The sequence below is a fragment of the Peribacillus sp. NPDC094092 genome (genome assembly GCF_050279365.1).
In the GTDB taxonomy this organism is placed as follows: Bacteria; Bacillota; Bacilli; order Bacillales; family DSM-1321; genus Peribacillus.
In genome coordinates, this window is record NZ_JBNNUC010000005.1 from 1 (window position 1) to 21885 (window position 21885).

The window sequence follows — 21885 nt, forward strand, 5'->3', positions numbered from 1 at the left end:
ATTAGCTCCGGTTTCCCGAAGTTATCCCAGTCTTATAGGCAGGTTGCCCACGTGTTACTCACCCGTCCGCCGCTAATCTCAGGGAGCAAGCTCCCATCGATTCGCTCGACTTGCATGTATTAGGCACGCCGCCAGCGTTCGTCCTGAGCCAGGATCAAACTCTCCGAAGAAATGTTTGACTTGCTCATTCGCTTTTTTGATAGTGTGTGCTCACTTAAAATTTAACGTTGGCGCTTTGTTTTGTTCAGTTTTCAAAGAGCAATTTCGTTGTCGTTTACCTCGTAAGCGACTTTTACATCTTACCATGTTTCCAATCTCGTTGTCAACATGTTTTTTTATTTTTTTTAGTTACTTTCGTTTTGATGAAGCTGCGAAAGCTGATGTCCCGCAGCGACATGTATTAATATAACACCTATATTATTAATGGTCAACAACAAAATCGCATTTTTTTAAAAGTTTTTTGATACGCGATAAAAACGATGATATACCTCGTGCCCTTTTGTCTCCGCTTTGATGACGTCGATTACCTTTTTCTCTATCAAATATTCCAATAAAACACCTAAGTCGACTGAATAAAACTTCACTTCCGGATGCTCCATTAGCTCCGCAATCGTCCAAGGATCTTCTTTCGTCCCCATTATTTCAACCAAATGCTGTGAACCCGCATTCGTCCTAGAATAAATAAGAAACTCACTCGCAAGGAATAGAAGCTCCAATCTTTTTTCAAGAGTTTCCTCACTGCTGATCAATTCTTTATACAACTTGAATATTTCAGGTTCCATATGCTTTACTTGGTTCCAGACCGTAACCTCCGGATAAAAGCCTTGCTCAATTATCTCCAAGCGGGCCAAGTGATGCAGGGAATGAACGATATGGTTGTATGCCTCAAGATGATGGCCTTTCTCAAAGAAACTTTTCCCATCCATGTACCTGCGAATTAACTTTGCGAATTCCATCCCCATCTTTAACTTCCTTCCATAGAAGGGGAACTCGCGGATTTCGGTTTTCAAACGATCCAAATATTCATTCCTGTCAAAAAGGACCTTCCCGTTATATATCCATTCAACCACTTTGCGGTTCGTGCCTAATAGGAGCCATTCTTTTAACTGGTCTTCCTTTACGATATGCAAGGCTGCCTTTTTATCCTGGTAAGTGTAATGTTTTAAAAACACGGCCTCTTCGGCTTCGTCTGCAATTACAAAAAGGATGTAGTCAAATGTATCGGTGATCGGGCTATTATCTTCTCTTTTTTCTATTAATAAGATTCCAAGTGTAGATTTTAAACTTGCTCGCTCTTGATAAATCGGGCGAAGGATATCTTCCATCATAAATTCCTCCAAAACCTTTTTTTTTAGATTTTCGACAAAACTCTTCAAATTCCTGCTTATTACCCTTACCCCAAACTATTTCAATTCAAAAGTAATATGTATCCTTTATTTCTTTTTTGTTCCATCCATTGTTATGTTATAGTTAAAGTTATATTTTAGGAGGGACAATCCATGGCTAAATATTCTAGCAAAATCAATAAAATACGTACTTTTGCTTTGAGTTTGATTTTCATTGGCTTCATCGTAATGTACCTTGGGCTTTTCTTCAAAACGAATCCTGTTGTCATGACGATTTTCATGGGACTGGGCCTATTATTCATCATCGCAAGCACTGGGGTTTATTTTTGGATTGGAATGCTTTCTACAAAATCGATCCAGGTTGTCTGCCCTAACTGCAGCAAACCTACAAAAATACTAGGGCGTGTAGATATTTGCATGCATTGTGAAGAACCATTGACACTTGACAAAAAGTTGGAAGGCGAAGAGTTCAACGAAAAATATAACCGGAAAAGCCTGCATGACTAAAGGAATTCCGCTAGCTGAATCCCCTTTCAAGAAGTCATTAACAATTGTATCATTTCTTGATAACATGAAAAAAAGTTCCAACCAAGTGGAGGAACTTTTTTTAATGCGATTCTTTTTTCGCACAATCCGCACAGTCGCCGTAGATTTCCATCCGATGGTGACTAACATTGAAACCGGTGACTTGTGCCGCGAAATGCTCGACTTCATCCAATGCTGGATAATCGAAATCCACAATTTTTCCGCAAGTTTGGCAAATTACATGATAATGATTCGTCGTCACAAAGTCAAACCTTGCTGAAGAATCACCATACGTAAGTTCTTTTACCAAACCTACCTCACGGAACACGCGCAGGTTGTTATAAACCGTTGCCACACTCATATTCGGAAACTTGCCTTCCAGCGCTTTATATATATCATCAGCGGTAGGGTGGGACATGGAGCTTATCAAATACTCAAGTATCGCATGGCGTTGAGGAGTTATTCTTACACCGGTATCTTTCAAGGAATCCAATGCTTCTTTTAACTGAACTTCAGACACCGTCATCCACCTCTTTTTCTCATTAAGTATGAATTCTTAAATTGTAATATTTATAAATAGTGTACCTTTTATTCGTTGAATTTGTCAATAATTCAATGGCTTAACCATTCTTTTTTAGTTTATTCATGAACACATTGAACCTATACCATTTATGCATTGAGTTTAGTATCCCCTAGATAAGTCGATTACGTTGATGAAGTCTTTTCCATCTTTCAGGTATTCACGCATGTTTTTTTCGAAAATGGCAAAGGTTCTTGGTAAATATTCTCCGCTTTTACTAGATAGATGGGGTGTGACCGTGACATTCTCCATCCTCCAAAACGGATGCCCTTTTCCCAAAGGTTCCGGATCAAATACATCCAAGATGGCATGAGACAATTCCCCGGCATCCAGTGCTTCGATCAACACTTCATCGTTCATCAGGTCGCCGCGGCCAATATTCACGAATACTGCAGATTCTTTCATTGCCTTAAAGTGCTCTTTTTTCAGAAAGCCCTTCGTTTCAACTGTACTTGGCAGGACCGACACGATATAATCGGCTCCCGGTATCGCTTCCAATAAATTATCCAGAGTATAAAGGTGATCAATGGATTCCACTCGCTTCCCGCTCCTGTTCACTCCCACAGTCATCATCCCAAAGGCTTTCCCAAGACGAGCCACCTCCCCTCCAATTGCACCGACACCAATAACGAGCATAGTCTTGCCATTCAATTCCCCTACTTCAATCTTTCTATCCCACAATTCTTCCTTTTCATTCTTCATAAGCAGTTTCAATTTCTTTTCATATTGCAAAAGCATCCCTATCGTATACTCGGCCATTGGGATTTTATGAATGCCTCTCGCGTTGGTCACCAGAATGCCACGTTCCTCAATAGCTTTAAATGGCATTAATTCCATCCCTGCACTCATGACCATGATCCATTTCAAGTTCGCTGCATTCCCAATGATTTCTTCAGTCATGTCTTCACCATATGTAATTAGGATTTCCGCTTCACGAAGCGGCCCCTCCGTCCATCCTTTTTGATAAATGAAGTTCAAATCAGGAAAAGCTTCCATCATCTTCTTTTGAATGCCTTCACTTGGAATGACAGTAGAAAGTATTAACATGTTCATCTCTCCCTTTTAATTAACATAAAAAAACACGGGCTCTATGTGTCCCGCGCAACTTTCTCTGAGGAGGTATTCCCTTAATAAAGCATATTCAAGTGTCCCCTTTTTGAGTTGGACAAAAGCCTTACCCTTATTAAAAAAGGCTTTATTTTAAAGAATTTGGGTTTAATGCATGTAATTCCGGCAAAATGAAATCGCCATCCCTTCTGATCGGGACGTCGTCAAAATAGATCTCACCACCCCCATATTCGGGACGCTGAATCAAGACCATGTCCCAATGTATCGATGAACGGTTTCCATTATCCGCTTCTTCATAGGCTAGCCCAATAGCCAAGTGCAGACTTCCGCTTATTTTCTCATCGAACAATATATCGTCCATAGGTTCCAATATGTATGGATTGATTCCAATTGCGAACTCCCCGATAAACCGGGACCCCTCATCAATATTCAGAATTCGATTCATTTCAGAGTCACGATTGGAAGTGGCTTTAATGATTTTTCCCTTTTCCAAGCTTAATTCTATATCACTAAAGGTGATTCCTTCATAGGTTGTGGGTGTGTTGAAGGATATCCTTCCATTGATACTATCTTTTATCGGTGCCGTAAACACTTCCCCATCCGGTAAATTCTTTTTTCCGGCACATATGATGGCCGGCATACCTTTAATGGAAAAGGTCAAATCCGTCCCTGGTGAAACGATCCTGACTTTGTCAGTCCGTTCCATCAATTGCTTCAACGGTTTCAAGGCCGCCTCCATTTTCCCGTAATCCATGGTGCATACATTCAACAGAAAGTCTTGGTACGTGTTTAAGGTCATGCCGGCTTTTTGCGCTGATGCGTTGGTGGGATAATTAAGTAAAACCCAACGTCGATTGTTTACATAGAAAAGTGTGGGGGAATTCATGGCCTCCCCTTGAAGACGGTGCCTCTCGATGGGAACATCAGTCATTTCCACATCGTTTTCTTCCCCTGTGATGATGATGACTGCATCGATATCCGTATATTTCTTCAGAGCCCATTGCGAAGATGTGTCAAGTTGTTCCTTCACATTGCCTTGTAACAGGTGGCGGCTTATCTCATCGTCTTCGAGTTCTACATATGGATAAGCACCCACTCTGTATATTTCATCGATCAGCTCTTTCAATAATGGTTTCGTGTTGATATGTCCCTGTATGAGGATTCTCTCTTTTGGCTGTATTTGTATCGAATGATGAATCAGCCTGGCTGCAAGCTTCTTTATTCGCTCATCCTTCATCTGCCTGTCCTTATTTTTCGAGGGCGCGAAGAGTTTCAAGCGCTTCTTCGACGTGGCCTTTGACTTTTACTTTACGCCATTCTTTGACTACCTTACCAGCCTTATCTATCAGGAAAGTTGAACGTTCAATCCCCATATACTCCTTGCCGAAGTTCTTTTTCAATTGCCACACATCAAATGATTCAGCCGCTTCATGATTTTCGTCAGCCAGCAGCAGAAAAGGCAATCCATGTTTTTCGATGAATTTTTCATGACGCGCCGCTGGATCTGGGCTAATACCAATGATGACCGCGTTCAATTCCTCGAATTGCTCATTATGGTCCCGGAAATCACAGGCTTCCGTGGTGCAACCTGGCGTCATGTCTTTTGGATAAAAATATAAAACAATGTTTTTCCCCTTAAAATCCGATAGGGAAACCATTTCACCATTGTTTGCAGGGAGTTTGAAATCAGGTGCTTTTTCTCCAATTTTAACAGTCATATTGAACCCTCCTTTTCTTTCATTATGGTAAGAGTACCCAATAATCGAAAGAAACACAACTTTCATTTATCCTTCCTATCTTTCTGCTCCAGATCGATAACTGTCCGAATCACGAACGCTGCCGGCAGTGTATATCCGATGAAAGCCTGAATGGTGGCTATCATCCTGCCCATGCCAATCGGGGCTATATCTCCATACCCTACAGAAAACATCGTCATCGCACTGAAGTAAAAAGATGTCTTCAACTGTTCATAGAAAGTACCATCCAACCGATTGCCCATATCAAGAATCACCGAATGATTCTGAAGCTCGTATAATAAATAAATCAGTGCAAATCCAACCAATATCGTCGCATATAAATTGCCAAGCCATAGCATATCCTCCAGAGAAAACTTCTTTCCTCCCGACTCAACAAGAAATAACGTACGAATGCTCATCACCATGCAAAAAATGATTCCTGCAATCAAGATGTAGAAAGTCATCCCCCACGCCCCATTTCAATACGCCACTCCATCTATACATACTCCATGTCCAAACAATATATTCTTTTTTAGGAACAGACCTCATCCTTATCACCCACACACATAATAAACCGATACTTTTTCCGAATCTTTTTATCATGTTGACCCTTTTGGTCGGATATGCTAATATTATCTAAATTTTTATAATAATTTTTATTTTATAAATTTTTAGCCTGCAAACAGTTTATAAAGGCAGGTTTTGCAAAATTTCATATGTGGGAATAGGTTCCTAATTTTAAATTAGGATTAAAAGGGAAGTCCGGTGTAATTCCGGCACGGTCCCGCCACTGTAATGGGAGTGTTAGCGCCATCCAATATGCCACTGATCAACGATCGGGAAGGCCCGCCGCAAATGTTAATCCCTAAGTCAGGAGACCTGCCTATTTCGACAACACTGTTTTAACCTACGGGAGATAGGGAGGTGTTAGGGACCTTATAATTGTAAGTGGCATTTTTTGCATGCCTCTTTATTTTAAGCATTTCTAACTTTCTTCTTTGACGGTTAGAAATGCTTTTTTTATTGCTCAATCAAATGAATGTAGGAGGATGGGAATTTTGAAAAGCAGTAGTTTGGGTTACCCTCGAATCGGGGAAGATCGTGAATGGAAACGTACATTGGAAGCTTACTGGTCAGGTAAAATCGATGAAGCGGAATTTACGGCACAACTAAAAGCCATCCGTTTAGGAAACTTACAAAAACAAAAACAACGGGGCATTGATCTCATTCCTGTCAACGACTTCACTTTCTATGATCAAATGCTCGATATGTCCGTCATGTTCGGTCTTGTTCCTGAACGTTATTCAGCCTATGAAGGCGATAGCGTTCCCCTTTCCGTATATTATTCAATGGCTCGCGGGAACAATGATGAAGTCGCTTCCGAAATGACGAAATGGTTCAATACGAACTATCACTATATTGTCCCTGAATTAAAAGTGCCACAGCTGACTTTAACAGAAAATAAACCACTTGCAGCATATCGGGAAGCCAAGGAAAATCTAGGGATTGAAACGAAGCCCGTGTTGATCGGGCCTTATACCTTCCTCTCTCTTTCCAAAGGCTTCAATAAACAAGAGATCCCTGGCATCATCCTGAGCTTGCTTCCCCTATACACGCAAGTCCTGCGGGAGTTGGAGCAAGAAGGCGTGGAGTGGGTTCAAATGGACGAACCTTCACTAGTTTCATCCATTTCCAAAGATGATATGCAAACTGTTACTTTCCTCTATGAAAAATTGAATGAAGCAGCACCAAACCTGAACATCATGCTACAAACATACTTTGATGCCGTGGAACATTACCAAGAAGTCATCGAATTACAAGTCCAAGGAATCGGTCTTGATTTTGTACATGATAAAGGGAGAAATTTAAGTAATCTTGAAGCATTCGGCTTCCCGAAGGACAAAGTGCTTGCAGCAGGTGTGATTGACGGTAAAAACATTTGGCTATCTGATTTATCGAAGAAAATTAAATTGATCGAGACTTTAAAGACAATGGTAGCCGAAGACCGAATCTGGCTTCAGCCATCTTGTTCCCTGCTTCATGTCCCAGTGACCGTTCGCAATGAATCCGCACTTTCAAAGAAAGTGAAACAGGCCCTTGCTTTCGCAGATGAGAAACTTGAGGAAATCACACTCTTGGTCAAAGGGAATAATCAAGGCTTTGAAGCAATCGCTGAAAAAGTCGATGCCAATAAATTTACGGTGCAAATGTTAGCAAGTTCAAATGCACGGAATCATGGGGCTGTACAATCGAAAGTCGAAAAGGTTAAAACCAGGACCGCCGGCCGTCACATTCCATTTAAAGAGCGTTACCAAAAACAACAGGAATTTTTCAAATTGCCTTTTCTTCCTTCGACTACGATCGGTAGCTTTCCGCAGACACTCGAAGTTAAACAAGCACGCGGAAAATTCAAAAGAGGAGATTGGACCGCTCAGCAATATGAAAATTTCGTTAACGAAGAAATCGGCAAGTGGATCGAGATCCAGGAAGAAATCGGTTTGGATGTTCTCGTTCACGGGGAATTCGAACGGACGGATATGGTTGAATACTTCGGCCATAAGTTAGGCGGTTTCGTCTTTCTGGAAAAGGGTTGGGTCCAATCCTATGGCTCCCGCTGCGTGAAACCACCAGTCATCTACGGCGACATCCATTTCATCGAACCGATGACAGTCAGGGAAAGTGTATACGCACAATCACTGACAAAGAAGACGGTGAAGGGAATGCTTACAGGTCCTGTTACGATTTTGAATTGGTCATTTGTCCGTGATGATATTTCCAGGGAGAATGTTTGTTATCAACTGGCGCTCGCTTTGGAAAAAGAAGTCATTGCATTGGAATCTGCTGGAATTAAAATGATTCAGGTTGATGAGCCTGCACTTAGAGAAGGTCTGCCATTGAAAAAAAGCGATCGCGACGAGTATTTGAACTGGGCTGTGAATTCATTCTTGATATCCACATCTAGCGTGGAGGAAACAACCCAAATTCATACGCATATGTGCTATTGCGACTTCAACAGTTTCATGGATGTCATCTCCTCCCTGGATGCCGATGTAATTTCCATCGAAACATCTCGTAGTCACGGAGAGCTTGCTTCCGCATTCGAGGAAAAGACATATGGAAAAGGTATTGGCCTGGGCGTCTATGATATTCACAGCCCGCGTGTGCCGGCAGTGGAAGAAATGGTCGATATGATTGAACGGGGCATCAAGGTTTTGGATAAAGACCAGTTTTGGATCAATCCCGACTGCGGCCTGAAAACAAGGGGTATCCCGGAAACCATCGCTTCCCTGAAAAACATGGTCGAAGCAGCAAAAATCGTCCGCGAAAACCTTTTAGCCAAACAAACAGGCCAATGATTGAAAAGGACGTTGCCCATCCACAGCAGTCACGGACTTTTTTAACCGACCTTGTTTTTCCACCGGATACAAATCATCACAATACCATCTTTGGCGGAAAAGTAATGGCCTATGTTGATAAAATAGCTGAGGTGCAAAAATTGCAAATCACATCATATTTTTTTGTCACTAATATCAATGCAATTCTCAATGGAATTCTCTGAGTAAAAAACATCAATAAACGCAAAGAAGGGATAGATTAATGGCTATCCCTTAAATTCTCTATCCACTCCCGTTAGTTAATAAATTTGTTATCTGTTTTTATTGAGTGTCTTCGTCGCTTTTGTACTCCAAAATCTCACCTGGCTGACAACCCAAAGTCTTACATATCGCTTCTAATGTTGAAAAACGAACCGCTTTTTGCATTCTCAATTTTCGTTTTGCTAACATCACATCAATATTAATATCATTGCCATATCCCCCACCTCAGACCGTCAAATCATTTTCTGATTTTATGTTAATCGCTTCTTGTAGAAGCCGTTGGAGGATAGCAGCAAAAACAGCGATAACCAACGAGGCAAAAATGATGATGAGTCCCATTAATCCAATAGGAGGGTCAACTTTCTTCGCTATTAAATGAAAGAGTGGCAAACCTAATACATACAAACCACTGATTGTAATCGCACAGCACTTTATGTTCTTTAACGCCTTTACAGATAATTTCGAGAACGCTGTGTTCACGTCAATATACCGTAAAAGATTGAAAGCCTGATAGAGAGCAAAGTAAAAAGGCACAGCCGCTCCATACATCACGATGAAAACGAGATATTTCATTGGGGCAATATTTGGAAACATTTTTGCTGCGAAATTCGCCATATGGGGAACTAAAAATATACACAATGCAAGAACTGGGATTCCTATAAAAATAACAGCTAGCTTTAAAAAGAATGTCGTAACTTGTTTCATAAAAAGTACCTCGTTAATTAAATTTTCTCAAACCGTTAATCATTTTTCGACTTAATATATGGGACATTTTTTAATGGCTTTTGAAGTGCATCCACAATGGCTGCGATGATACTTGTTGCTAAAACACCCATTAAACTTAGTGATATAGGACCTGCTGGGTCGTCTCCTGTGATTTTAGAAAGCACCTTTAAGCTTACTATTCCTAACAGAATGAGGAAAATGACTGTAAAAGCACATTTTTTTATAAGCTTCAAAGATTTAAGGGATAATTCAGAGAGAGCATTGTTTTTTTCGATATAGGTTAGTAGTTTAAATGCTTGATACAACGCAACAGAAAACGTAATACAGAATCCATATGCACATACTAAAAAGGGGATTAGGAAATAAGCCGTATCTGGATGTACCTTTGCATCTTTAATGGCTATCTTAGGCAACCAATAGATACATAAAGCAAGCACTGCAATTCCAGCTAGGAAAATAATTACCTTTAAGAAAGTGGTTGAGCCTCGTTTACCATTCATTTAAAACACCTCACTTATTTAGAGACAACCTGATTTTAGCATAATTATTTATCGATTAACAATAAATTAGTATTGTTTATTATTATATTATTATTGTTATTGAAATATCCTTTTAATTTCAACAACAATGAAAAGCATTTCTCATTACAAAGAAATGCTCTTACTTTCCACTTAACTAAATAAAAACCCCTTCAACATGAATGCTGTTGAAGGGGTTTTTTTAGTTCCCTGCCCCGCGATACCTCTTCACTCCCTGATTCCATATGAAAACGGATATCACGAAAAAGGCAATCCCGATTACAGGTGTGGCAAATGCATATGCATACCACTCTTCTTTTCTTAGGAAATAGGATGCCGGATAAACACCAACAAACGCGAATGGCAGCACCCATGTAAGGACAAAACGAATGATCTTATTATAAATATCAACTGGATAGCGCCCGTAGTTCCCGATATTGTACATCATTGGCATGATGGAAGTTTTCGCATCCGACCAGAACCCAATACTTGCAATCGCGACGAATATGGCTGCATAAGCAAGGGCCCCGCCTATTGCAAAAATGATGAAAAGAATCGGGTCATACCACGCAAGATGAAGATCCAATGAAATCGCCGAATAAAATATAATGATCAAACCGGTCACAACACCAAATAACGCTTCCAGCTCGATTCTTTCTAAAATGACTTGAAACAGGCTGTGTATCGGTCTTGTTAATATCCGATCCATTTCCCCTTTGACAATATAGCGGTCATTAAAATCCCAGATGTTGAAAAAGGCAGAGAAAAGAGCAAATGGGATGAGGAAGAATCCATAAATGAATATGATTTCTTCACGGCTCCAGCCGCTTAAAAATTGAGTATGCCCAAACACGACTAAGATAAATACCAGATTCACGACCTGATTCAGCAGGTCAGAAAGGATTTCCATGAAAAAATCGGCTCTATATTGCAATCTGGTCTTCATATATTGACTCACATATTGAAAAAACATCGATACATAAAACATCCCGTCAACCTCCTTGAATAATCAGCTGTTTTTTTGCGACTATCCATAAAAGCTGAATCGGTATTATGAGAATGATGCACCAAATTAACTGCTGTAAAAGCGCCATGCCAATTTCGCCTGAACTGTACCCGTTCGTAAAAATCATGCTTGGTACATAGCTGATCCCTTGAAAGGGTAAATATTTCATCACTTCCTGTGCCCATAACGGATAGAAACTGATGGGCAGCAGCAGACCGGAAAATAAATCAATGATGACCCTTTTAGCCCGGATCAATCCGGCATTATTATATAAGAAAAAGGTAGTGATTCCGGTCAATAAATTAATTTGTGTATTGATGATGAAGCTGAACAGCAAGGAAATGCCGAACATCCCCCACGTAGCCGGCTCGTGCGGCAATTCGATAGGAAAAATGAAAGCAACCAGCAGCATTCCTGGAATCGAGAAGAAGAAGAAACGAAATATCCCTTCCCCAAGTCCTTGCATCGTTTTCATGCCTAAATAGTTATAAGGCCGGATCATTTCAATGGCGACCTTGCCGTCTTTAATTTCAGTGGCGATTTCGCGGTCAATATTATTGAAATAAAAAGCGCGCGCCATCCATGCAACCGCTACATAGGTTGTCATCTGCATTCCTGAAAGTCCTTGGATGGAGCTTTTTTCCCCATATATCGCATTCCATAAGAAATAATAGGCACCGATATTGATGCTATAAATTAAAATGCCGGTATAATAATCCGTTCGATACGCAAGCATCATCAAAAAACGCATGCGGATCATTGCGAGATACTTTCCCATTGCCCTCCCCCTTCTTGTAGACACGTTGTTTCTTAATGATAAGAGAGTCAGACAGTGCCTTCTTCGTAAATGTTGCGAACAATCTCTTCAATGGACGTTTCATGGATTTTGATGTCCTTTATTTTAAAATGAGATACAACAGCCGAAACAAGCTGTGAAATATGATCATTTTCTTCTCTCAACAAGGCAATGTATGTTTGATTTTTCTCATCATAAACCCAGTTAGCAGTAAATGGAAGCGCCAATGATTGCAATTCCTTCAATGCGATCGGCTCGATGAATTGAAAATGGATTTGTTTTTCCTCAGCCCAGTTATCTTTCAAACTCTGTAATTCCCCATCATAAATGATCTGTCCTTCATCAAGCATGATTACACGTTCACATAATGCTTCAATGTCACCTAAATCATGGGTAGTCAAAAGAATCGTCGTATTATATTTCTCATTGATTTCTTTCAGGAACTCACGAATCTTCATTTTCACGAGTACATCTAGTCCAATCGTCGGCTCATCGAGGAACAGCAAAGGCGGATTGTGGATCAAGGCTGCCGCAAGCTCGCAGCGCATTCGCTGACCAAGTGAGAGTTTACGCACTGGCTTGTCCAGCAATGGTCCGATATCGAGCGTCTTGATGACATGTTCCATATGATCGTTATATTGTTCATCCGTTACCTTATAGACCTTTTTTAGCAGCCGAAAAGATTCTTGAACTGCAATATCCCACCACAGCTGAGAGCGCTGGCCGAATACGACTCCGATTGTCTGAGTGAACTTTTCCCTTTCTTTATGCGGATTCATTCCATTGACCGTGATTTCACCTGCTGTCGGTTCCAAAATACCTGTCAGCATTTTGATCGTGGTCGATTTCCCTGCACCATTTTCCCCGATATAAGCTACCATCTCACCCTTTTTTACAGTAAAATTGATATCATTGACGGCAGGGACGATTTTATAATTTCTGGTAAGTAAATCCCGGAAGGCACCCTTTAGCCCTGTACGGCTTGATGCCGACTTAAATTCCTTCCGAAGCTGTTTCACTTGAATTGCATCACTCATCCTGTTACATCCTCCGTAATCTCTTGTCCTAATGAATTAGTTTATCCAACCTAACCTTTTTAGACAATAAAAATGCTTGGATGCCAAATACCATTTTCAGGGCGAAAAGATCGTTGTATCAGATACATATATAAAGGAAACGAGTATGCTATGAATATCAAAAAATTATTACTATCCCAAATTGAAAAGGTCGTTTTCGACCTTCGATATGACTTCCTTTATGAAGATGAGTACGGTGAATTATTATGCCAGGTCATCCAAAGGGATTCCAGCGGGTCGATAGAAAGCACCCCCATCAGTTTCCATCTTTGCATTAATGAAGAGAAAGGGACTGGCCATCTCATTTATTACCATGCCCAGGGCGAAATGAACCGTCAATCATTCGACATCGAAAACCCTGAAACCATCTTGGCCATCCTTACTTTCATAACCGGATTTTTGGGATCCGTCCCCAGTTCGCAATCAAAATGAAGGCCCTGAATCTCGATGTTCCAGGGTTGCAGTGCTTCCATGAGGGAACTAATCAAATTTCCTAGACTTCGACCCCAGATTTACGGACGGAAAAGTGCTATGATTAAGATGAAATATGTTTATATTTTTTAGGAGGTTTTAAGATTGGATTTTAGTAATTCGGAACTTTTACATAAAGAGGCATTGGAACATATCGTTGGCGGGGTTAACAGTCCCTCCCGTTCTTACAAAGCTGTAGGCGGCGGTTCACCGGTTGCGATGGATCATGCCAAAGGTGCTTATTTCTGGGATGTTGATGGGAATAAATATATCGATTATTTAGCGGCATATGGCCCGATCATCACAGGGCATGCGCATCCACATATTACGGAGGCCATCGTTAAAGCTGCAGAAACGGGCGTTTTATACGGCACACCGACAAAACATGAAGTGAAATTTGCCAAAATGTTGAAAGAAGCCATACCATCCATGGATAAAGTCCGCTTCACCAATTCAGGAACCGAGTCCGTCATGTCCACCATCCGCGTTGCCCGCGCTTACACAGGACGGGATAAGATCATCAAGTTTGCAGGCTGTTACCATGGACACTCCGACCTTGTTCTCGTCGCTGCTGGTTCCGGCCCGTCCACTTTAGGTACACCGGACTCTGCCGGCGTTCCAAAAAGCATCGCACAAGAAGTCATCACGGTACCTTTCAATGATATCGAGTCATTTAAAGAAGCACTGGATAAATGGGGCAATGAAATTGCTGGCGTCCTGGTTGAACCTATCGTCGGCAACTTTGGAATCGTGGAACCAAGACCTGGCTTCTTGGAAGAAGTCATTTCAATATCTCACGAAGCCGGATCACTCGTCATTTTCGACGAGGTCATCACAGCATTCCGCTTCATGTATGGAGGGGCACAGGACTACTTGGGAATTCAACCCGATTTGACCGCGCTTGGAAAAATCATCGGGGGCGGGCTTCCTATTGGTGCCTATGGCGGTAAAAAAGAGATCATGGATTCTGTCGCCCCGCTGGGACCTGCCTATCAAGCGGGTACGATGGCAGGAAATCCGGCTTCCATGCTTTCCGGGATCGCTTGCTTAGAAGTACTTAAAGAAGAAGGGCTGTATGACGAACTAGACCGGCTGGGGAAAATCCTTGAAGAAGGTATCCTGAAAGCAGCTCGCCAATACCATGTACCGATCACCATCAATCGCCTTAAAGGGGCGCTGACGATTTATTTCACGACAGAAAAAATCGAAAACTATGAGCAGGCGGAAAATACGGATGGCGAAATGTTCGCCAAGTTCTTCAAACTCATGCTCAACCAGGGAATCAATTTGGCACCGTCAAAATACGAAGCCTGGTTCTTGACAATCGCTCACACGGATGACGATATCGCTTATACTCTAAAAGCGGTTGAACATGCATTCAAAAACCTAATGCAATAAATCGAATCAGCATAATTATTCATTTTTTATACACCCTCAGGATGTACATCTATCTTGGGGGTTTCTTATTTCCCTGTAATAAATCTTTAATATTGGCCTTTGAGGCCACTTCCCATATAAATCCCATCAGTTACAACATCCATCCCATTGTATAAAAAATTGATTTCTGAATATTTAAATGATATGATATGGATACATTTATATACATTTATACACTTTCTTTCAATCTATCAAAACTTGGACTATTGTTCGGGTTTACTAATATTTCCCCCACTAAACACATGCTACAGGAGGTGAAAGGCAGAGAATAAGGGTAACCTTATTCATGCCATATTTATGGCCCAACAATGGACACCTGCTACATTCAAGGAATTTCACAAGGAAGAACATGATGCCTGTGGTATCGTTTCCTGCATCGAAAAAAGGAAAATCCCAACCAACGAAAACATCTTTGCCTGTATCGACGCCCTGGTTAAAATGAACCATCGCTGCGGCTTCATCAATGGTGAAGGCGATGGCGCCGGCATCCATATCGATATACCCCGGGCTCTTTGGAAAAAGAAGCTTGAAGCGGTAAATGTCGATTCAAGCATCGTCGATCAAGATTCCTTCATAGTCGGCCATTTATTTTTAAGCAAAAAAACAGAAGCTAACGACTTAAAAATCGAAGTCAAGGAGAAACTGCTCCAACATGGTCTCTCATTGATATTCGAAACGGATAAAGCCTACCGTTCCGAGGCATTGGGACCGATTGCCATTCAAGAAGACCCAGTGTTCTGGCAATTTGCCTGTTCCTCCACCATCAATAACAGCCAGGAGCTTTCAAATGTTCTTTTTGAGCTGACTTCCGCCATCGAAAAAAGTGATTTCATCCATGTTGCATCTTTAAGCCAGCATCATGCGGTATACAAAGTGATGGGTGCGGGGGATACGCTCCCTGCCTATTATCTTGATCTTGCAGACCCTTTGGCTGCCTCCACCATGACACTGGGACATAATCGTTTTTCAACTAATACTCTCTCAAGCTTCTTCCGGGTCCAGCCTTTCAGTGTACTTGGTCATAATGGCGAAATCAATACCATCGCAAAATTGCGTGATGAAGCGAAAATGATCGGAGTTCCCATCGCTAAAGATGGAAGCGACTCACAGGATTTAAACAAGACGATCGAGACTTTCATCTGCCGTCATGGCTACTCTTTATTTGAAGCCGTCGATCTTATGTTTCCGCCAATCATCAATGAAATCAAGGAATATCCCGAGCACTTACAAGACTTATATACGTATTTAAGGGAAGCATGGGGTCATTTTGCACAAGGTCCGGCAGGCATCATCTCCCGTTTCGGCGATGAAGCCGTGTTCTCTGTCGACTCTTTAGGCTTGCGCCCACTGTGGAATATTGAAACGGAATCATCCTATATGTTCACTTCCGAGCCAGGAATCATCCCTTCCAGTGAATATACCGGAGATCCGAAACCGATGGGTCCAGGGGAAAAAATCGGTTTGAAATGGAATGGCGACCGTGTTGAATTGTACACATACAAGGATTACCAGGATAAAGTATTTGAACTCTTCAATGATCGTTTCGTCCTTTCCAATGACCGAGTCCGCTTACAGCCCCAAGTTTTTGAAAAGGTTATCTCCATGACAAACACGCAAGCCATTCATAATGGCCAATATAAAGCCTTTGGGTGGGAAAGGGAGCATGTACAGTTAGTGGAACAGATGGCCGAAAAAGGCGCTGAGCCCATTCGTTCACTTGGTCACGATGCGCCACTGGCAGCACTTAACCCCCAAAGGACCAACATCGCTGATTTCATCAAGGAGAGTGTTGCCGTTGTAACTAACCCAGCGATCGACCGTGACCGGGAAACCGAGCACTTCTCAACAAGAACCATCATCGGGAAACGCCCTTCCCTATTCGAAGCGAATAAGGCAGGAAAAGTCACGGAGCTGCTGACTCCCTTATTGATTGAAGGATCCACTGGTTATGAGTGCTCATCTATCGTATCGCAGCCAAGCTATGATCAGTTCATTAAATATAACCAAGACCAAAAACTTGTGCACTTCATTTCAACCACGTTCAAAGAGGATGAAAACATCACGGATGCCTTGACCAGGATAACGGATGAAAGTGTCAATGCTGTGGATGAAGGAAAAACGCTGCTCGTTCTGGATGATGCCCTTGCCCATCAAAACGGCAACCTTTGGCTTGATCCCCACCTTGTCACTTCAGCCGTCGACCAAGCGTTGGTACGCACAGGCAAGCGCCGTGATTGTTCCATCCTTTTACGTTCAGCATCACTAAGGTCACTGCATGATATCATCGTTTCTTATGGTCTAGGGGCCAACTTGATCAGCCCCTATTATATGTTCCTTTCCCTATCTTCAGATGACATCAAGGGGGTTACCAATCTATATATCTCCTTGACGAAAGGACTTGAGAAAGTCATCTCCACCATCGGCATTCATGAACTGCGCGGTTATGGAAGACTTTTCTCAAGCATCGGTTTACATGAGGAAATCGCCGAATATTTAAATGTGGCTAACTTCTTCGGATCGAATGATCTTGACTATAATTTTGATAAAATCAAGGCAGATGCCATCCAGCGGGCGGAAGATTTTGGAAATGAAAAAGAACGGATGGGTAAGACCTTCCACCTGTTCCCTAGGATTTGGAAGTCCATCGGGGAAGTTGCTTCGACCGGGGACTATGATGCTTATCGTGAAAAGATCACCGAACAGGAAGAATCCAATCCTACGACGATCCGTCATTTGACATCATTAAAAACTTCAGATTCTTCCATCCCTTCTGAAGAAGTCAGTCTTTCGGTCGGCGAGCAGGAATTGCCGTTCGTCATAGCATCCATGTCCTTTGGATCACAAAATGAGATTGCTTTCCGGGCCTATGCGGAAGCTGCCGAGAGGTTAGGCATGATCAGCATGAATGGTGAAGGCGGGGAAATAAAGGATATGCTGGGCAAGTACCCGAAATCCCGCGGACAGCAAATCGCTTCCGGCCGTTTCGGTGTCAATGCAGAACTCTTGAACTCTTCAAATCTATTGGAAATTAAAATTGGGCAAGGGGCAAAACCTGGCGAAGGCGGTCACCTTCCCGGTTCCAAGGTCACAGCGAAAATCGCAGAAGCACGAAATGCAACAATCGGTTCCGATTTGATCTCCCCTTCCAATAACCATGATATATACTCAATTGAAGATTTGGCGCAAATGATCCATGAGCTGAAAACGGCAAATGACAAAGCAAAAGTTGCCGTCAAAGTACCAGTCGTTCCGAACATTGGTACGATTGCAGTCGGCGTCGCAAAAGCGGGAGCCGATATCATAACGCTGTCTGGTTTTGACGGCGGAACGGGTGCTGCCAGGATCCATGCACTCGCACATGTCGGTCTTCCAGTTGAGATTGGTGTGAAAGCGGCCCATAATGCCCTGCTTGAGTCAGGTATCCGACAGAATGTTGAAATTTGGGCTGACGGTGGTTTGAAAAGCTCGATGGATGTATTGAAGGTCATGCTGCTTGGTGCAAACCGTGTAGGTTTTGGGACCCTTTCGATGATTGCCGTCGGCTGCACAACGTGCCGCGGATGTCACCTCGATACTTGCCATGTGGGAATCGCCACCCAAATTGAATCGGAAGCGCAGGCGAAAGAGCATGGGCTGCGCCGTTTTGTTCCACGAAAATTCGATTTAGCCGTTCAAGGATTAACGAATATGTTCAGTGCATTTGCAAAAGAACTCAAATCTTTGACCGGATCACTTGGCGTGAAGAATCTTCAGGACATCGTCGGACGTTCCGATTTGCTACAGCAAGTTAAAGGTCAACAATCATTGGATTTAACCTATTTATTGAAAAACCTGGATATAACACCGTTCTCCCATAAAGAAACGGCGGCATATTTGAATGAAGGCTCCATGCAGGTAGCCGTTGGCGCTGAATATCTTGATTCGCATGTAGATGATCTGCAGCAATCCCGTAGCTATAGCTCGATCACTTCCGAGCAGCGTGTACTCGGCAGCAGGGTGTCCTGTCACCGCGTTAGGGGCAGATTGGATGGATCATACAAAAAACTTCCACCCGTTCACCTATCCTACCAGGATGGTTCCATCCCGGGCAATGGACTTGGGGCATACAATACGGAGGGAATATCAATCAGCGTGAATGGCGGTGCCCAGGATGGCATTGGCAAAACAGCAATTGGCGGTAATATTGCCATCTTTAAATCCCCAGGAAAAGATGGGAAGTTCTACAATGGCTCCGTCGGTAAGGGCTTTGGTTACGGTGCACAGCATGGTCTCCTCATTGCCCAAGGCGATGCGGATGCCAGGGCTGGAATCCGGCTTTCCGGAGCGGATATGATCATTGGGGGATTATTGAAACAACCGCTTCCTGAAAAGGAAAACGGGAATATTGCGGTAACTTCCAATATTAAGGGATTCGCTTTTGAATACATGACAAATGGAAGAGGTTTAGTTCTGGGTGATCCCGGTCCATGGATTTGCGCAGGGATGACAGGCGGTGTCGTTTATTTACGGCAACAGCCTGAATCTGGATTAACCAAAGAGGTCATTAAGAAACGGGTTGCGAAAGGGGCAAAGATTTCCATTGAGCCCCTTTCCGCAAAAGGGCTGCAGGATGTGGCCGAACTTCTCGGCAAATACACGGCCCTCTTGAAGGATCATGGCCAACCCGAAGAAGCGGCCTCTTTAGAGACACTTCTACAAAATCCTGGAGAGCACTTCCTACAGGTCGTTCCAGTTAAGGAACAGGCGGATCCTGCCGTATCCACGGAGTGATGCGGAAAATATATTAAAAAAAGGCTGATGCTCTTCAATTCGAGCATCAGCCTTTTCCAGTCAAATACCTTTGGAATAGCCTTCAAACGATGGAAAAACACAGCAAGAAATTGCCTATCGTTTCTTTATATATTAAACTTGATTTTAGCTATTGTAACTCTTAGGAAAATCCTGTATATTACTTTTTGTTTACATCTTCTTATTTTAGTGTAAAGTACTAACAAATAAGTTAGAATACAACTTTAGGCAAAAGCCTATATATAAATAGAGTCATTTTGTACCACGTTCCATTACAACACAAAGAAAGGATTAACCCATATATGAAGTTTGGTGCCCGCATTCTCAAAACAGGAATAGCAATTGTTTTAGCGCTTTATCTATCGGAACTGCTTAATCTTCCTGCTCCTGTCCTTTCTGGGATTGCTGCAATTTTTGCAATACAGCCGACCATTTACCGTTCATATCAAACGGTGCTGGAGCAAATTCAAGGAAATATCATCGGAGCATTGGTTGCTGTCTCCTTCGTTTTGTTGTTCGGAAATGATATTTTTATAATCGGTCTTGCCGTGATGGTCGTCATAACCATCAATTTAAAACTGAAAATGGACAAAACGATTGTCCTTTCCATCGTGACGGTCATTGCCATCATGGAAAGCCAGGAAGGGGAATTCCTGAATTTTGCCTTTATTCGTCTCTCATCCGTTTTGCTTGGAATCGTTTCTTCGTTCATCGTGAATCTGGTTTTCATTCCTCCAAAGTACGAAGCAAAGCTTTATACACGCATTACAGATGTAACGGAAGACATCTTGAAATGGATCAGAATCAGCACAAGGCATGCTACAGAACACACTTTATTGAAAAAAGACATCAGCCGATTGAAGGCGGAGTTACTCGACCTGGAACATATCTATTCCATGTACAAAGAGGAACGGGAATATTTCAAGAAGAACAGTGTAGCAAAAGCAAGAAAGCTTGTCGTTTATCGGCAGATGATCATAACCACGAAAAAAGCGTTTGAAACCTTGAAGAGAGTCCACAAATTCGAGAATGAAATATATCAAATGCCTGAAGATTTCCAACGGAGCATTTTACAGCAGCTTGATTCCTTGATCCGTAAGCATGAACAGTTGATATTACTGCACATCGAAAAAATCAAGTCCATCGAGGAGATAGAAGATTGGGACCAGGATTGTTTAAGTCGTAAAGAGTTGCTCGCCCACTTTTTCGAACAGCAAAATCAAGTGGACGAAATGCATGATAATTTGGGCCATCTCTCTGCCCGCCTTGTACCATTGATTTCTGCAGTCATAGAATATGACGAACAATTGGAACATCTTGAAAAGCTGATCGTCAGCTTCCAGTCCTTCCATAAGGAAGACAACGAATTATCTGTCCAGTATGTAGAAGATTAAAAAAAGACGGTTCCCGGGAACCGTCTTTTTTTGTCTCTATTTCGAGCAGGCACCTCATTCAATCATCCAGAAGGTTCTTATCAGCAGCCTTTTCAATCGTATCCAATTTCTGCAAAAGATCTTGCAGCTCATCTTCTGAAAATGAGTTGAAGTTCTTGCCCATCAATTGGTTATGATCCGCAAGGACTCTCCCCAAAATCGCTTCCCCTGCCTCTTTCAATTCAAGATTGATGACCCTGCGATCCTTTTCAGAGGGCTGACGTTTCACATAATCCATTTCGACCAGCTTATCTACAAATACGGTAATCGCACTTGGCTTTACTGTTAAGAAGTCAGCCAGCTTGGTCGATTTGATCGACCCCTCTTTTTTCAATATCAATAATATGAAAAACTGAGGTGACGTTAATCCATAAGGCTGAAGATTTTTTGCTACGATGGCCCTAAGCTTCTTCCGAATCCGAAAAATCTGCATTTCTATACTATTAGTTACTTCCCATTTAAATTCCAGCCTTCTCACTCCTTATATAGGACAATCCTACCTCTTAAATTTAATTAAATGCCATTCCATTGTCAAATTTACTTTCCATATATCCTTAAAACTAAAAAAACTCAAAATTCCACCATTTAACTGCATTTATTTCCCATTATTTTTCCGAATAAATTACATGACAAAAAATAATTAAACTGGTAAACTCTTTACTTATAATATTAATACTTACAAAAATTAATATTTACTAAAATTAATAAATAAACTTTAGAATAGGAGGCGGTATCTTTTCTGGAGAATGAGCGTTAATCAAGGGAATACATCATCAATTATTT

Annotated in this window: 19 protein-coding genes, 1 rRNA gene, 1 pseudogene and 1 riboswitch; of the genes and pseudogenes, 7 read left to right on the forward strand and 14 right to left on the reverse strand. The window is 41.9% G+C overall.

What is annotated here, in order from left to right; genetic code table 11:
* A 16S ribosomal RNA gene (locus ACQKNS_RS20695) occupies positions 1-170 on the reverse strand; the annotation flags it as partial.
* 279 nt (positions 171-449) lie between these two features.
* The gene (locus ACQKNS_RS20700) at positions 450-1325 is read right to left on the reverse strand and encodes a nucleotidyltransferase-like protein (protein WP_427645454.1); all 876 of its coding nucleotides are present in this window, start codon (positions 1323-1325) and stop codon (positions 450-452) included.
* Between the two features lie 174 nt (positions 1326-1499).
* Between ACQKNS_RS20700 and ACQKNS_RS20705 the strand changes: the two genes are divergently transcribed.
* Positions 1500-1853 carry a YgzB family protein gene (locus ACQKNS_RS20705; RefSeq protein ID WP_076371179.1) on the forward strand — a complete coding sequence of 118 codons (354 nt, stop codon included), beginning with the start codon at positions 1500-1502 and terminating at the stop codon, positions 1851-1853.
* Positions 1854-1953: 100 nt separating this feature from the next.
* On the opposite strand, the gene perR is transcribed toward ACQKNS_RS20705, so the two are convergent.
* The 5 genes from perR to ACQKNS_RS20730 form a co-directional block, all read right to left on the reverse strand.
* A complete protein-coding gene (gene perR, locus ACQKNS_RS20710; protein ID WP_427645155.1) occupies positions 1954-2397 on the reverse strand; it encodes a peroxide-responsive transcriptional repressor PerR in 444 nt (147 codons plus the stop codon).
* Between the two features lie 156 nt (positions 2398-2553).
* The gene (locus tag ACQKNS_RS20715; protein WP_427645156.1) at positions 2554-3498 is read right to left on the reverse strand and encodes a D-2-hydroxyacid dehydrogenase; all 945 of its coding nucleotides are present in this window, start codon (positions 3496-3498) and stop codon (positions 2554-2556) included.
* 148 nt (positions 3499-3646) lie between these two features.
* Positions 3647-4756, reverse strand: coding sequence for an aminopeptidase (locus ACQKNS_RS20720; RefSeq protein WP_427645157.1), 1110 nt, complete (start codon positions 4754-4756; stop codon positions 3647-3649).
* 10 nt (positions 4757-4766) lie between these two features.
* A complete protein-coding gene (gene bcp / locus ACQKNS_RS20725; protein WP_427645158.1) occupies positions 4767-5237 on the reverse strand; it encodes a thioredoxin-dependent thiol peroxidase in 471 nt (156 codons plus the stop codon).
* Positions 5238-5299: 62 nt separating this feature from the next.
* Complete coding sequence (locus ACQKNS_RS20730) at positions 5300-5719, reverse strand: potassium channel family protein (RefSeq protein WP_034305333.1); 420 nt, start codon at positions 5717-5719, stop codon at positions 5300-5302.
* Positions 5720-5964: 245 nt separating this feature from the next.
* Positions 5965-6156, forward strand: a riboswitch (cobalamin riboswitch).
* A gap of 148 nt (positions 6157-6304) precedes the next feature.
* Between ACQKNS_RS20730 and metE the strand changes: the two genes are divergently transcribed.
* Together metE and ACQKNS_RS20740 are read left to right on the forward strand one after the other, a co-directional pair.
* Entirely contained in the window at positions 6305-8611 is a 2307-nt protein-coding gene (gene metE, locus ACQKNS_RS20735) for a 5-methyltetrahydropteroyltriglutamate--homocysteine S-methyltransferase (protein WP_427645159.1), read from the forward strand.
* A pseudogene (locus tag ACQKNS_RS20740) lies at positions 8608-8739 on the forward strand (acyl-CoA thioesterase); the annotation flags it as partial. The gene metE and the pseudogene ACQKNS_RS20740, both read left to right, overlap by 4 nt.
* Positions 8740-8911: 172 nt before the next feature.
* Here the strand turns inward: ACQKNS_RS20740 and ACQKNS_RS20745 are convergent.
* From ACQKNS_RS20745 to ACQKNS_RS20770, 6 genes are all read right to left on the reverse strand, one after another.
* Positions 8912-9040 (reverse strand): helix-turn-helix domain-containing protein, encoded by a 129-nt coding sequence (locus tag ACQKNS_RS20745; RefSeq protein ID WP_427645455.1) that lies wholly within the window; start codon positions 9038-9040, stop codon positions 8912-8914.
* 36 nt (positions 9041-9076) lie between these two features.
* A complete protein-coding gene (locus ACQKNS_RS20750; protein ID WP_427645160.1) occupies positions 9077-9556 on the reverse strand; it encodes a DUF2975 domain-containing protein in 480 nt (159 codons plus the stop codon).
* Between the two features lie 35 nt (positions 9557-9591).
* A complete protein-coding gene (locus ACQKNS_RS20755) occupies positions 9592-10077 on the reverse strand; it encodes a DUF2975 domain-containing protein (RefSeq protein ID WP_427645161.1) in 486 nt (161 codons plus the stop codon).
* 220 nt (positions 10078-10297) lie between these two features.
* Positions 10298-11083, reverse strand: a complete 786-nt coding sequence (locus tag ACQKNS_RS20760; RefSeq protein WP_427645162.1) for an ABC transporter permease — start codon at positions 11081-11083, stop codon at positions 10298-10300.
* A gap of 4 nt (positions 11084-11087) precedes the next feature.
* Entirely contained in the window at positions 11088-11879 is a 792-nt protein-coding gene (locus tag ACQKNS_RS20765; protein WP_427645163.1) for an ABC transporter permease, read from the reverse strand.
* A 47-nt stretch (positions 11880-11926) separates the two neighbouring features.
* A complete protein-coding gene (locus ACQKNS_RS20770) occupies positions 11927-12934 on the reverse strand; it encodes an ABC transporter ATP-binding protein (RefSeq protein ID WP_427645164.1) in 1008 nt (335 codons plus the stop codon).
* A 150-nt stretch (positions 12935-13084) separates the two neighbouring features.
* Here ACQKNS_RS20770 and ACQKNS_RS20775 point away from each other — a divergent pair, with 150 nt between their 5' ends.
* From ACQKNS_RS20775 to ACQKNS_RS20790, 4 genes are all read left to right on the forward strand, one after another.
* Positions 13085-13405, forward strand: a complete 321-nt coding sequence (locus ACQKNS_RS20775) for a hypothetical protein (protein ID WP_427645165.1) — start codon at positions 13085-13087, stop codon at positions 13403-13405.
* Between the two features lie 144 nt (positions 13406-13549).
* On the forward strand, positions 13550-14842 hold the full coding sequence (locus ACQKNS_RS20780; RefSeq protein WP_427645166.1) for a glutamate-1-semialdehyde 2,1-aminomutase: 1293 nt from the start codon (positions 13550-13552) through the stop codon (positions 14840-14842).
* A 336-nt stretch (positions 14843-15178) separates the two neighbouring features.
* Positions 15179-19651 (forward strand): glutamate synthase-related protein, encoded by a 4473-nt coding sequence (locus ACQKNS_RS20785; protein WP_427645167.1) that lies wholly within the window; start codon positions 15179-15181, stop codon positions 19649-19651.
* A gap of 320 nt (positions 19652-19971) precedes the next feature.
* Positions 19972-21063 carry an FUSC family protein gene (locus ACQKNS_RS20790; RefSeq protein WP_427645168.1) on the forward strand — a complete coding sequence of 364 codons (1092 nt, stop codon included), beginning with the start codon at positions 19972-19974 and terminating at the stop codon, positions 21061-21063.
* Between the two features lie 58 nt (positions 21064-21121).
* Here ACQKNS_RS20790 and ACQKNS_RS20795 read toward each other — a convergent pair whose 3' ends face one another.
* Positions 21122-21580: a MarR family winged helix-turn-helix transcriptional regulator gene (locus ACQKNS_RS20795; RefSeq protein WP_081395760.1), complete on the reverse strand. Its 459-nt coding sequence runs from the start codon at positions 21578-21580 to the stop codon at positions 21122-21124.
* Positions 21581-21885 lie beyond the last annotated feature (305 nt).